This window comes from Microbacterium paraoxydans (genome assembly GCF_020524545.1).
Classification (GTDB): domain Bacteria; phylum Actinomycetota; class Actinomycetes; order Actinomycetales; family Microbacteriaceae; genus Microbacterium; species Microbacterium paraoxydans_C.
Genome location: NZ_JAIVLG010000001.1, coordinates 73500 through 86186, shown reverse-complemented (window position 1 = coordinate 86186; position 12687 = coordinate 73500). Strand labels below are relative to the sequence as shown.

General features: G+C 68.4%; 13 protein-coding genes and 1 pseudogene. 6 read left to right on the top strand and 8 right to left on the bottom strand.

What is annotated here, in order from left to right; genetic code table 11:
- Window positions 1–39 precede the first annotated feature (39 nt).
- Window positions 40–1062, bottom strand: coding sequence for a uroporphyrinogen decarboxylase (gene hemE / locus LC041_RS00430; protein WP_226530999.1), 1023 nt, complete (start codon window positions 1060–1062; stop codon window positions 40–42).
- Window positions 1063–1148: 86 nt separating this feature from the next.
- Here hemE and LC041_RS00425 point away from each other — a divergent pair, with 86 nt between their 5' ends.
- Entirely contained in the window at window positions 1149–2450 is a 1302-nt protein-coding gene (locus LC041_RS00425; RefSeq protein ID WP_226530998.1) for a glutamyl-tRNA reductase, read from the top strand.
- 32 nt (window positions 2451–2482) lie between these two features.
- A pseudogene (locus LC041_RS00420) lies at window positions 2483–2578 on the top strand (HhH-GPD-type base excision DNA repair protein); the annotation flags it as partial.
- A 24-nt stretch (window positions 2579–2602) separates the two neighbouring features.
- On the opposite strand, the gene LC041_RS00415 reads toward LC041_RS00420, so the two are convergent.
- The gene (locus tag LC041_RS00415; RefSeq protein ID WP_226530997.1) at window positions 2603–2953 is read right to left on the bottom strand and encodes a HepT-like ribonuclease domain-containing protein; all 351 of its coding nucleotides are present in this window, start codon (window positions 2951–2953) and stop codon (window positions 2603–2605) included.
- Complete coding sequence (locus LC041_RS00410) at window positions 2950–3393, bottom strand: helix-turn-helix domain-containing protein (RefSeq protein ID WP_226530996.1); 444 nt, start codon at window positions 3391–3393, stop codon at window positions 2950–2952. The genes LC041_RS00415 and LC041_RS00410 overlap by 4 nt, the downstream gene beginning before the upstream one ends.
- Window positions 3394–3467: 74 nt before the next feature.
- Here LC041_RS00410 and LC041_RS00405 point away from each other — a divergent pair, with 74 nt between their 5' ends.
- Together LC041_RS00405 and LC041_RS00400 are read left to right on the top strand one after the other, a co-directional pair.
- Complete coding sequence (locus tag LC041_RS00405; RefSeq protein WP_308012744.1) at window positions 3468–3719, top strand: GrpB family protein; 252 nt, start codon at window positions 3468–3470, stop codon at window positions 3717–3719.
- A 90-nt stretch (window positions 3720–3809) separates the two neighbouring features.
- The gene (locus tag LC041_RS00400; RefSeq protein ID WP_226530994.1) at window positions 3810–4382 is read left to right on the top strand and encodes an HhH-GPD-type base excision DNA repair protein; all 573 of its coding nucleotides are present in this window, start codon (window positions 3810–3812) and stop codon (window positions 4380–4382) included.
- A 200-nt stretch (window positions 4383–4582) separates the two neighbouring features.
- Here LC041_RS00400 and LC041_RS00395 read toward each other — a convergent pair whose 3' ends face one another.
- From LC041_RS00395 to LC041_RS00380, 4 genes are all read right to left on the bottom strand, one after another.
- Window positions 4583–5968 (bottom strand): glycine--tRNA ligase, encoded by a 1386-nt coding sequence (locus LC041_RS00395; protein WP_226530993.1) that lies wholly within the window; start codon window positions 5966–5968, stop codon window positions 4583–4585.
- A 151-nt stretch (window positions 5969–6119) separates the two neighbouring features.
- Window positions 6120–6809: a GNAT family N-acetyltransferase gene (locus LC041_RS00390; protein ID WP_226530992.1), complete on the bottom strand. Its 690-nt coding sequence runs from the start codon at window positions 6807–6809 to the stop codon at window positions 6120–6122.
- Between the two features lie 50 nt (window positions 6810–6859).
- The gene (locus LC041_RS00385) at window positions 6860–7480 is read right to left on the bottom strand and encodes a hypothetical protein (RefSeq protein WP_226530991.1); all 621 of its coding nucleotides are present in this window, start codon (window positions 7478–7480) and stop codon (window positions 6860–6862) included.
- A 32-nt stretch (window positions 7481–7512) separates the two neighbouring features.
- A complete protein-coding gene (locus tag LC041_RS00380; protein ID WP_226530990.1) occupies window positions 7513–8838 on the bottom strand; it encodes an alpha-hydroxy-acid oxidizing protein in 1326 nt (441 codons plus the stop codon).
- Between the two features lie 61 nt (window positions 8839–8899).
- Here LC041_RS00380 and LC041_RS00375 point away from each other — a divergent pair, with 61 nt between their 5' ends.
- Window positions 8900–10342 carry an MFS transporter gene (locus tag LC041_RS00375; RefSeq protein WP_226530989.1) on the top strand — a complete coding sequence of 481 codons (1443 nt, stop codon included), beginning with the start codon at window positions 8900–8902 and terminating at the stop codon, window positions 10340–10342.
- Between the two features lie 68 nt (window positions 10343–10410).
- Window positions 10411–12177 (top strand): GNAT family N-acetyltransferase, encoded by a 1767-nt coding sequence (locus tag LC041_RS00370; protein WP_226530988.1) that lies wholly within the window; start codon window positions 10411–10413, stop codon window positions 12175–12177.
- 79 nt (window positions 12178–12256) lie between these two features.
- On the opposite strand, the gene LC041_RS00365 is transcribed toward LC041_RS00370, so the two are convergent.
- Window positions 12257–12658, bottom strand: a complete 402-nt coding sequence (locus tag LC041_RS00365; protein WP_226530987.1) for a hypothetical protein — start codon at window positions 12656–12658, stop codon at window positions 12257–12259.
- Window positions 12659–12687 lie beyond the last annotated feature (29 nt).

The following is a 12687-nucleotide window of genomic DNA, read 5'->3' as shown; positions in this document are numbered from 1 at the left end:
CGACGATTTGCGCGATTCGAACGGTGGTAGGGAGGCAGCTCAGAGAGAGTGCGCCAGCTCGACGATACGGGTGAGCTGGTCGGGGTCGGTCTCCGGGGGAACCCCGTGGCCGAGGTTGAGGATGTGCGCGCGCGCCGCACGACCGCGGTCGATCACGTCGCGCACGTGCGCCTCCAGCACCGGCCACGGGGCCGCGAGGAGCGCGGGATCGATGTTGCCCTGCACCGTGACGTCCGGTCCGAGGATCGCGGCCGCCTCATCGAGCGGCTGCCTCCAATCGACGCCCACCCCGTCGGCCACCCCGTCGAGACGCATGTCGGCGAGGAACGGCCCCGTGCCGACGCCGAAGTGGATGGCCGGAAGGCCGATGTCCGCGAGAGCGGCGCGAGAGTGCGGAGCCACGAACCTCCGGTAGTCGGCGGTGCTGAGCGATCCGGCCCAGCTGTCGAACAGCTGCACGACCGAGGCCCCCGCATCGCGCTGCGTCTCGAGGAAGCGGCGGGAGACACGCGCCAGCCAGCCGGCCAGTCGGTTCCACGACTCAGGGTCGGAGTGCATCATGGCCCTCGCGCGCAGATGCTCCTTGGAAGGGCCCCCTTCGACGAGGTAGGCCGCGAGCGTGAACGGTGCACCGGCGAAGCCGATCAGCGGAGTGTCGCCGAGCTCCGCGGTGACGATGCCGACCGCCTCGGCGATGGCTGTGCCGTCCAGGTCGTCCGGGTCGATGGCGGTGACGCGATCGACGTCGGATGCCGTGCGCACCGGCTCCGCGAACACCGGTCCACGCCCGGGCTCGATCTCGACATCGACCCCGGCCAACCGCAGCGGGATGACGATGTCGCTGAAGAACACGGCCGCATCGACTCCGTGTCGGCGCACCGGCTGCAGAGTGATCTCGGCCGCGAGGTCGGGCGTCAGGCAGGCGTCGAGCATCCGGGTCCCGACCCGCAGGTCACGGTACTCGGGCAGCGACCGGCCGGCCTGCCGCATGAACCAGACCGGGGTGTGGGTGGGACGGTCGCCGGCGAGGGCGCGCAGAAGCGGGGCGTCGGAGAGGGCCATGGCCCCATCCTCGCATTCCGCCCTTATGGAGTCGCCGAGTCGAGCGGCGCGAATCCCCGCTCTCCGCGCTCCGGTACAATCGAAGAGTGCTGCTGTGTGTGACGGCGAGTCACAAGACCGCCTCCTTCGAACTGCTCGAACGCCTGAGCCGCACCCCCGACGACGTCGCTCCCACTCTCGTGGGCATGGCGCCGTGCGTGCAGGGTGCCGTGGTTCTGGCGACGTGCAACCGGTTCGAGGCGTACGTCGAGATGGACGAACCGGTGACGGCGGCCGGCGCGATCGGCGTCGAGGCCGTCATCGAAGCCGTCGAGTCCGCGACGGGCATCGCTGCCGCCGACCTCGACGGCGCTTACGCCGTGCACTCGGGACGCCGCGTGGCCGAGCACCTCTTCTCCGTCGCCTCCGGCCTCGAGTCGGTGGTCTCGGGCGAGGGCGAGATCGCCGGTCAGGTCCGCCGTGCCCTCAAGACCGCGCGCAAGGACGGCACCACCTCCCCCGAACTCGAGCGTCTGTTCCAGCGCGCGAGCCAGGCGCAGCGCAAGGTCAAGAACGTCACCGCCCTCGGCCGTGCGGGCCGTTCGCTCGTGCGCCTCGCCCTGGAGCTCGCCGACAGCCGCATCGCCGACTGGTCCGCCGAGCGCGTGCTGCTGGTCGGCACCGGGGCCTACGCCGCGGTCACCCTCGCGACGCTTCGCGAGCGCGGTGCCGCGAACATCTCGGTGTACTCGCCATCGGGGCGCGCCGAGGTCTTCGCCGCGAAACACGGCATCCGTCCGGTCACCGCCGAAGAGTACGCCCGCACCGCCGCGCGGTCGAGCCTGCTCATCACCTGCACCACCGCCACCGTGCCCGTGCTCGGACCCGAGCACCTGCAGCTTCCGTCCGGACCTGCCCCTGCCGGTTGCCCCGTCGGGACGCACAGCCGACTCGTGGTCGACCTCGGCATGCCGCGCAACGTCGACCCCGCCGTCGCCTCACTCGAGGGCGTGGCCCTCCTCGACCTCGAGACCATCCGCCTCCACGCGCCGCTCGAAGAACTCCAGGCGACGGATGCCGCGCGCTCGGTCGTCCGCGAGGCGGCCGAGACCTTCCACGTGGTTGGCGCACGGCAGAGCGTGACTCCATCGGTGGTGGCCTTCCGCTCGCACATCTTCGAGTTGCTCGAACGCGAGATCGATCGTGCTCGGGCTCGCGGCGATGAGGACGGCAAGGTCGAGCAGGCGCTGCGTCACCTCTCCGGCGTGCTGCTGCACACCCCGACCGTGCGCGCGCACGAGCTCGCCGCCGCCGGTCGCGCGGAGGAGTTCACCGCGGCGCTGACCGCGCTGTACGGCATCGCCCCCGAACCCGGCGTCTCCGCCGCGGACGAGACTGCGACCGCCTGACACGCTCCGCCGCGGGGTGGGACACTGGTGGCATGGCCCTTCACATCACCGGAGACACTGCCGCCGACGACCTGCTCACCAACAATCCGCTCGCCCTGCTCGTGGGGATGCTGCTCGACCAGCAGGTTCGGTAACCATGTGCGGATGCGTGATCAATCGCCGACTGCGTCGGGGAGGAGCGAGGTGATCGCTACGCGCACACGGGGCAGTTCGACGCTGATGGTGGCCCACACCGCGTCGTAGTCAGTCGCCTCATAGTGGTGCGCAAGCCGATCGCGCATGCGCTTGATGCTCGACCAGGGCACCTGCGGGTTAGCGGCGATCATTTCGTCACTCAGCCTCGCGACGTTCTCACCGATCTTGATGATGATCGATTCAGCTGCGAGCCCCGGTGTATTCAGATCGTCCGAGACATACCACTCGTGGCCTCGATCGGCGAGACCTATGCCGTCGTCACACAGCCGGACGATCTCACGTAGCGCCCGTTCATCTCTCTCGCTCACGCGGCCACTGCTGAGCGCAAGATTGGATGACCAGCGGGCAGCCCTCCGTCTGTCACCACGTCGACCGGAACTCCGAGCAGCTGTTCGGCAGCCAGGGTGAACTCGGCGATCGTCAGCAATCCGACGTTCGGCGAGCGGGTGACAAGGATGTCGAGATCGCTTTGCGCTGTATCCGTCCCCTGCCCGGCGGAGCCAAACACGCGCACGTTGCTCAGTCCGTGCGCCGCAGCGAGATCCTTGAGCTCGTCACGATGCCGTTCGAGCGCCTCGTGCGGCAGAGGGCGCATAGCTGACCGCAGCCTATCGACCATCGCCGACGACGGAATCCGCCGCCCAGACTCATACGCGGCGATGTTCGGTTGCGCAACACTGCTGCGCACCGCGAGCTGCGATTGGCTGAGCCCAGCTCGCTCGCGCATTTCGCGCAGCTCCTCACTCATATCATGATGATATTACAGTGCCTGATCCGAGGGAAGAGTGCAGACGCACGAGCACCATCATCAGCTGACGCGACATCAGGCCGGTCTATCTCTGCATCGTGAACAACCTGCACGTTCGCAACCATCTCGCGGTGCGTGACGTCTTGCGTCAGAATCCATCGCTTCGCGACCGCTACGCAGAAGTGAAGCTCGATCTTGCGCGCGACCCAGATATCGACATCGGCCGTTACCTTGCGGGAAAGTCCCTCATCCTGCAAGAAGTGCTCGCGGCATCCGACCTCACCTCCGACGAGAAGCGGAAGATCTTCGAGCTCAACACCGGGTAGCGAGGCGTGGCCATGTGGCGGCGAATACAGGTGTGGTGCCGAGTTCACAAGGCTGTACCCGTCCTTCAACCAATGCGAGAGACTGGAGGCATGGCCCTGCACATCACCGGAGACACCGCCGCCGACGACCTGCTCACGAACAATCCGCTCGCCCTGCTCGTGGGGATGCTGCTCGACCAGCAGGTCCCCATGGAGACCGCATTCGCCGGTCCGCTCAAGATCGAGCAGCGCACCGGAGCGGCCGACGCCGCGACGATCGCCCACATGGCGCCGGACGAGTTCCTCGAAGCCTTCCGGCAGACCCCCGCGGTGCACCGCTTCCCCGGATCGATGGCGACGCGCGTGCAGACGCTGTGCCAGACCCTCGTCGACGACTGGGACGGAGACGCCGCGGCGCTGTGGACCGACGGCGACCCGTCGGGACCCGAGGTGCTGAAGCGGTTGAAGGCGCTCCCCGGCTTCGGTGAGCAGAAGGCCAAGATCTTCCTCGCACTCCTGGGCAAGCAATACGGCTTCACGGGCGAGGGCTGGCGCGAGGCATCCGCCCCCTACGGCGAGGATGGGGCGTACCGCAGCGTCGCCGACATCGTCTCGCCGGACTCGCTCGCGAAGGTGCGCGAGCACAAGAAGGCCATGAAGGCCGCGGCCAAGGCGGCCAAGTGAAGCCGACGGGGGGATGACGTCGCGGGACTCATCGCCCGCTCCTGCCACTACCGCTTCCCGACCGGCACCGAGGACGAGAGCGGGCCGCTCGAAGTCGGTTTGTTCGTCGACGCCCCCTCCGGTTGCCGGGACCCCCGCATGCAGACGCCTGCGGGCGGGGGTCTCGGCGCGGAACGGGGGTCTCGGCGACCAGACGGGGCTCAGGCGCCGCGCAGGCGCTCAGCCAGGTAGGCGTGCAGCTGGTCGATCGAGACGCGCTCCTGCGCCATGCTGTCGCGGTCGCGAACGGTGACGGCACGATCGTCGAGCGAGTCGAAGTCGACCGTGACGCAGAACGGGGTGCCGATCTCGTCCTGGCGGCGGTATCGGCGGCCGATCGCCCCCGCGTCGTCGAAGTCGACGGCCCAGGAGCTGCGGAGCGTGTCGGCGACCTCGCGCGCGAGAGGTGACAGCTTCTCGTTGCGCGAGAGCGGCAGCACCGCGGCCTTGACGGGCGCGAGGCGCGGGTCGAGCTTGAGCACCGTGCGCACGTCGGTGCCGCCCTTGGCGTTGGGCACCTGCTCCTCGCGGTAGGCGTCGACGAGGAAGGCCATCATCGCGCGGGTGAGGCCGAACGACGGCTCGATCACGTACGGGGTGTAGCGCTCGCCCGTGGCCTGGTCGAAGTACGTCAGGCTCTGCCCCGACGCGTCGGTGTGGCTGGAGAGGTCGTAGTCGGTGCGGTTGGCGACACCCATGAGCTCGCCCCACTCCTTGCCCGCGAAGCCGAACTTGTACTCGACGTCGATCGTGCCGGCCGAGTAGTGCGCGCGGTCTTCTTCCGGCACGTCGAACTGCCGCATGTTCGAGGCGTCGATGCCCAGATCGATGAACCAGTTCCAGCAGGCCTCGACCCAGTGCTCGAACCACTGCTGCGCGTCGGCGGGCGGCGTGAAGAACTCGATCTCCATCTGCTCGAACTCGCGCGTGCGGAAGATGAAGTTGCCGGGAGTGATCTCGTTGCGGAACGCCTTGCCGACCTGGCCGATACCGAACGGCGGCTTCTTGCGGCTCGCGGTGAGCACGTTCGAGAAGTTGACGAAGATGCCCTGCGCCGTCTCAGGGCGCAAGAAGTACAGGCCCGACTCGTCATCGACGACCCCGAGGTACGTCTTGACCAGACCGGAGAACGCCTTCGGCTCGGTGTACTGCCCCTTGGTCCCGCAATTCGGGCAGGGGATGTCGGCGAGACCGTTCTCCGCCTTGCGTCCCTTGCGCGCCTCGAAGTCCTCGATGAGGTTGTCGGCGCGGAAGCGCTTGTGGCACTGCAGGCACTCGACGAGGGGGTCGGTGAAGGTCGCGACGTGTCCGGATGCCTCCCATACGCGCTTGGGGAGGATGATGCTGGAGTCCAGGCCCACCATGTCCCCGCGGCCGCGCACGAACGTCTGCCACCACTGGCGGCGGATGTTCTCCTTGAGCTCGGTTCCGAGGGGGCCGTAGTCCCAGGCCGACCGGGAACCGCCGTAGATCTCACCCGCTTGGAACACGAACCCGCGGTGGCGGGCGAGGGCGATGACCTTGTCGAGGCGGGACTGTTCGGCCACGGTGGCTCCAATGGTCGGATGCGGGAGGGGACCCGTGAACACGGGCACCCCATTCTATCCGCCGTCCCGCACAGAGCCTGGCCCCGCGGTCCTGGTTGGCGCAGTTCTCCGAGTCGGACGACGAGGTCCCGTGCTTCTCGTTCCTCGACGGTCAGGCCGTGAAAAGGTAACCGCGCGCGGTGTCGTAGCCCGCGATCTTCAGCCCGCTGCCGAGCAGGCCTTCCATCTGGGCACGCAGACGGAGCCGCCACTCGTGTGCGGCCGCCGGGTCCGAGACGCGCAGCGCCTCGATGTCTGCGGGGGTCTCCAGGGTCTCGACGACGTCGTCGTCTGCCGGCGCTTTGGCGATGTCGGCGAGAGCCCACTCGACATCGAGCCGGTCGCTCTCATCGCCCGCGTCCCCGCCGCCGAAAATCCCGTAGCGGTTCACCGAGTATCCGGTCGCGCGTGCGCCCAGCACCGTGAAGAAGAAATGCGCGTTGCGCGCGACCAGCGGATCGAACACCCACGTGATGCGGCCGACATCGCGGGAGAACGCCCACTGGCGCTGGTGCTCCTTGAGCTCACGCCCCCAGCCGCGACCCCGATACTCGGGGAGCAGAGCCGTGATGTGCGAATGCATCGCCCGCCGGGCAGGTTCGCCGAAGAACGCGATCGAGGCACCGACCATGCGCTCCTCGTCGCCCTCGCCGTCGAAGAATCCGACGACGTAGTTGCCCGACTGCTGCAGGGCGCGCAGAGTGCCGGCATCCACCACGCGCTGCGGACCCCGGATGGAGTCGAGCAGGCCCTGCGCGTCGAGGATGAGTTCAACGGTGTCGAGGTCACGGATGGTTCGCACGCACCCAGTCTGCCCCTCGTCGGCCCGTTCGAGGAATCGACGGGCCCGGATCAGCGATACGGGAAGGCCTCTCCCCCACCGGCCGCAAGCGTTTCGGCGACGATCCGGATGTGGTCCTCGGCCATCTCCGGCGGCAGGGGCGGCAGGATCTCGTCCCAGAAGGCGAGCACGGCACCGCGACCCTGCATCATCCCCGCGGGGCGCCCCATCGCCCACAGGTGCATGTGCGCGGACCCGTCGTTCCAGCGACCGAAATGGCAGCGCGCGACCCCGGGGACGCTCTTGACGGCCTGGGAGACCCGCTGCATCAGCGGCCCCAGCGCGGCGAGCACGTCGTGCGGGGCATTCTCGAGCAGCCAGTGCTCGCGCGGCGCGACGCCCCCGATGAACGGCAGACCGCCGACGTCCCACCCGGCACGCACTTGCCACAGCTCGTCGTGCCAGATCGTGTGCACGCTCGGACCGCAGTGCCCGCATTCGCTCGGATCGATCTCTCCTCCGCGCGGCTTCTCCGGAACGAGCATCGGTTCGAGCGGACGCATCGCGATCGTCTCGAACGCCCACGGCAGCCCTTCGGCGATCGCGGAGGCGTCTAGCACCTCGCCGATCGGAAGCCGGCGGTGGTACGCGGAATCGGCGGGATGCTGGTCGAAGGCGGCGTCATCGCTCATCCGCCCATGCAATCACGAACGGCGGATCGCGCTCACACGTTCCTCAGCGCGTCCCGATCCAGCTGCGACACCGAGGTGAGCCCCGCCAGCCCGAGGGTGATGTCGATCTCGGCGAGCACGTTCCGCACGACCTCGCGCACCCCGACCTCGCCGGCGATGCCGAGGCCGTAGGCGTAGGGGCGGCCGAGAGCGACGACCGTCGCGCCGAGGGCGAGGGCGATCACGGCATCGGCGCCGCCCCGCACCCCCGAGTCGAAGACGATCGGCACCCGCCCCGCGACACGCTCGGCGATCTCGGGCAGCACGTCGAGCGTCGGCACCGAGCGGTCGATCTGGCGGCCGCCGTGATTCGAGATCCAGATCCCGTCCATCCCCGCATCGAGCGCAGCCTGAGCATCGTCGGGATGCACGATCCCCTTCAGGATGATCGGCAGATTCGTCCACTCGCGTGCTTTCACCAGGTCCTCCCCCGTGAGCGCGGGAGTGGAGAACACGTCGAGGAACGTCTCGACCGCAGCCCGCGGCAACGGCGAGCGGAGGTTGTCGCGGAGAGAGCCACCACCCGTGAGCGGTGCCCCTTTGCGGGCGATCGTCAAGGCCGCGGCCACCGCCCGAGGCGTGACGCGGACGCCGGGAGCATCGCCCTTCGGCGCCGCGACGCGCTCCTGCACCAGCTGCTGGAACACCGGATCGCTGGTGTACTGCGCGATCCCCAGCCCGCGCGTGAAAGGCAGGTAGGCGAGGTCGAGGTCGCGAGTGCGCCAGCCGAGCAGATGGGTGTCGACGGTGATCACGATCCCCTCGCACCCGGACGCCTCGGCGCGGGCGAGCAGAGAGCGGTTGAGGTCATCCGACGCCGACCAGTAGAGCTGGAACAGGCGGGAGCCGTGCGGTGCGGCGTCGGCCACCTGCTCCATCGGGAAGGATGCCTGGTTCGAGAGCGTGTACGGGACCCCGAGGGATGCCGCAGCGCGTGCGACCGCCAGATCGGCCTCCGCATGGGCCATCTCCATCACCCCGAGCGGGGCGAGCAGCAGCGGCGTCGGGCGCATCCGGCCGAGGAACTCCGCGCCGAGGTCGCGGGTCGAGACGTCACGGAGCGGCCTCGGCCAGACCTGCCAGCGGTCGAACGCACGGCGGTTGGCCGTCATGGTGCGCTCGGAGCCCGCTCCTCCCGCGATGTAGGCGAAGGCCTCCGCGCTCAGCGCCCTGCGCGCCGCAGCTTTCAATGCCACGGGATCGATCGGCACCGCAGGCGTCGTGCCGCTGATGCCCGCGCGGTAGATGTCGGACTGGGTGCGCCGGGAGATACCGCGGTGGGCGGCGGGATCGTCCGGAGCGACGCTGCTCGTGACCATGCTCACATGCTAATCAGCGCCGGACGGCCCCGCAGCGTCCGATCGCCGATAGCCTGAGCCGGTGGGTGCGAGCGATGACAGGGCCAGGAAGCGCCTCTCCCGCACCCCGCCGAAGTGGACGATCGTCGCCGTCCTCGCCTTCGCTGGCCTGTGCTCCTCGTTCATGTTCACGCTCGTCGTCCCTCTGCAGGCCGAGCTCCCGCAGCTGCTGAACGCCTCCCGCGAGGACACCACCTGGGTCGTCACGATCACGCTGCTCGTGGCCGCCGTCGCCACCCCCATCTCCGGCCGCCTGGGCGACATGTACGGCAAGCGCCGGGTCGTGATCGCCCTGCTCGCGCTCCTCGTCCTCGGCTCCATGATCGCCGCGGTCTCCGGATCGATCATCGGCGTGATCATCGGTCGCGCGCTGCAAGGTGCCGTGACGGGTGTCGTCCCGCTCGGCATCGCCATCATGCGCGACGTGCTGCCGCCCGAGCGGCTCGGCACCGCCGTGGCCCTCATGAGCGCGACCATGGGCGTCGGCGGTGCGATCGGGATGCCCGTGGCCGCCCTCCTCGCCCAGAACGCCGACTGGCACATGCTGTTCTGGCTCGCGGCGGCGCTCGGCGTCGTCGGCCTCGTGCTCGTTCTCGCGGCGATCCCGGAGGACGTGCTCCGCTTCCCCGGTCGACTCGACGTGATCGGTGCCATCGGTCTCGCGATCGGCCTCACCGGAATCCTGCTCTTCGTCTCCCGAGGTGCGCAATGGGGGTGGACCTCCGCGCTCACGCTCACCTGCATCCTCGGCGGAGTCGCCGTCCTCCTGGTCTGGGGCTGGTACCAGCTGCGCACGAAGGACCCCCTCCTCGACCTGCGGGTCGCCGCACGGCCCGCCGTGCTGTTCACGAACATCGCCGCGATCGGCATGGGTTTCGCGCTCTTCGCCTCGAACGTCACGTTTCCTCAGCTGCTCGAGATGCCGACGACCGGTGGCGCGGGTTTCGGGCTCGACATGCTGGCGGCGTCCCTCGTGATCATGCCGGCGGGACTCGTGATGATGGTCATCTCACCGCTGTCGGGCTGGCTCGAACGCACCGTCGGCCCCCGCCCGCTGTTCACGGTCGGGGCCGCCGCGATCGTGCTCGCCTACGTCTTCGTCCTGCTCTGGTCCTCCGAGGTGTGGCACATCTTCGTGGCCAACATCTTCATCGGCGTCGGCATCGGCTTCACCTTCGCCGCGATGCCGATGATCATCATGCGTTCGGTCCCCGCCGACGAGACCGGAGCCTCGAACGGACTGAACGCCCTGTTCCGTTCGGTGGGAACGTCGAGCGCCTCAGCCGTGATGGGCGGGGTGCTCGCGGCGATGAGCATCGACGTCGGCGGGGTCGCCGTCCCCACACGCGCCGCCTTCGAGGTGTGCTTCTGGCTCGCGATCGCAGCCGGCGTGATCGCCGTGGTGCTCTCGCTCTTCATCCCGAGGCAGCGAAGTTCCGAGCAGCATCCGTCCCTGCCGGGCTGAGAACGGGGCGCGCTCGAAGAGCACTTGACCCTTTGCCGAACGCATTTCTCTGACTATAATCAGAGATTATGGAGATCGAACGTCAGGTCCAGGCGGTTAGAGCATTCAACAGGGTGGTCACAGAGCGGATCGGAGCCCTCGAGGACCGTTATCTGGCCCGCACGCGGCCACTGGGGCTGGACAGGATCCTCTGGGAGATCGGCCGGACCGGCATCGACGTGAAGGAACTGCGCGATCGCCTCGGTCTCGATTCCGGCTACGCGAGCCGCCAACTGAGGGCGCTGGAAGCGGAGGGTCTCATCACGATCTCCCCCTCACCGGAGGACGGTCGTGTGCGCCGAGCGTCGCTCACCGTGAGCGGGCTCGACGAGCTGGCGCAGCTCGACCGACTCTCGGATGAGCCGGTCGGTTCGATTCTCGACCCGTTGAGCGATCGCGAGCGGGACGAACTGGTCACGGCTGCCGCGACGGTCGAGCGCCTGTTCATCGCCTCGGAAGTGAGCATCACCTCCGTCGACCCCGATCTGCCTGACGCGCGGCGGGCACTCGACGCATACCGCAAGGCATTGGATGCCCGGTTCGAAGGCGGGTTCCGACCCGAGAAGTCCCTCCCCGCGGCAGACGGTGCATTCCGGCATCCCCACGGGGCGTTCTTGCTTGCGACGTGGAAGCGCAAGCCGGTGGGGTGCATCAGCATCACCTCCGCGGACGACAAGGTCGCCACGATACGGCGCCTGTGGGTGTCACCGGACCTGCGCGGTGCGGGTATCGGGCGACGGCTCCTCGAAGCGGCTGAAGACATCGGACGGTCACGGGGAGCGCAACTGGTCCGACTGGAGACGAACAAGTCATTGACGGAAGCGATCGGCCTCTACCGTCGATCCGGCTATCGCGAAGTGCCTGCGTTCAATGAAGAGCCCTACGCACATCACTGGTTCGAGAAGACGCTGCACGATGAGGCTGCCCGGACGACACGAGTCGGCTTCATCGGCCTGGGAATCATGGGCCTTCCGATGGCGCGACGCCTCGCTCACGCCGGCGTGCCACTGTCGGTGTGGAACCGAACGTCGAAGGACATCCCGCGCCTCGTCGGAGGTGACTGCACGGCTGCGGACAGCGTCGCGGATGTGTTCGCGGAGTGCGAGACGATCATCGTGATGCTCCGCAATGAGGCCGCCATCGAAGCGGTGCTCCGAAGCCGCGACGCGAATGTGGCGAGCCTCGTCGCAGGACACACGATCATCAACATGGGCACGATCTCGCCGGAGTTCTCGAAGAGCCTGTCCGATGAGATTCGCGCGGCTGGTGGCAACTACATCGAAGCTCCCGTCTCAGGCTCACGGCGTCCTGCCGAAGATGGCGAACTCGTCGCGATGGTCGCTGGGGACGCCGATGTCGCTTCGCGGATCGCCCCACTGCTCGATCCGCTGTGCGCCACGACCACCTATTGCGGTGCGGTGCCGTCGGCGATCACGATGAAGCTGGCGGTCAACGTGTTCTTGATCGCTCTCGTCACCGGCCTCGCTGAAGCATTCCAGTTCGCGCGAGCACACGGCATCGACCCCCACACCCTCCGAGCCCTCCTGGATGCGGGTCAGATGTCCTCACCGATCTCTCGAGTCAAGACCGAGAAACTCGCCACTGAGGACTTCACCGCGCAGGCAGCCATCTCCGACGTCCACATGAACGCGAAGCTCATCGTCGATGCCGCGGCCACCCGAGGAGGCCACGCCCCGCTCAGCGAGCTTTGCGAAGCCCTCTATCGCGAAGCGTCAGCCCGCGGCGACGGCGCACTCGACATGGTTGCCGTTGTCCGAACCATCGCGGACGGCTAGGGCGTTTCGGACGATGCACCGAATCTCTTGCTGCTGATCTCACTCCGGTCGCCTCGTCGTCGCACGCGGCGAGGAGCGGTCACCGGGAGATCGTGCGCGGATCCGGGTCGCCGTCGTGCGGATGGCGCAGCCGGTCGGGGATCGGCCAGGCCAGCACGAACTGCGCGGTCGCCGGACGGGCCATGTCGCCGAAGTCGTCGATCTTCGCCACGATCCGCCCCGGCACGCCCTCCTCGTCGGGAGTCACCTCGAGGATGCGCACGCGCAGCGGGCGATCGTCCTCGCCTTCCAGCATCCATGGATCCGCGAGCCACGCAATCCCGTGTTCCTCCAGAGCCGCCTCGGCATCGAGCCATTCGGCGGGAGTGCCGACGCGGCGCCCGAGCACGTCGACCGCCACCCATTCGTCTCCGGCGGGGTGGATCCAGCCGAGCAGCTCGCCGTCGTCACGGCGGTGCGGTGTCCAGTCAGGTCGTGGCATCCCACGATGCTAGCGAGAACAGGCGAACA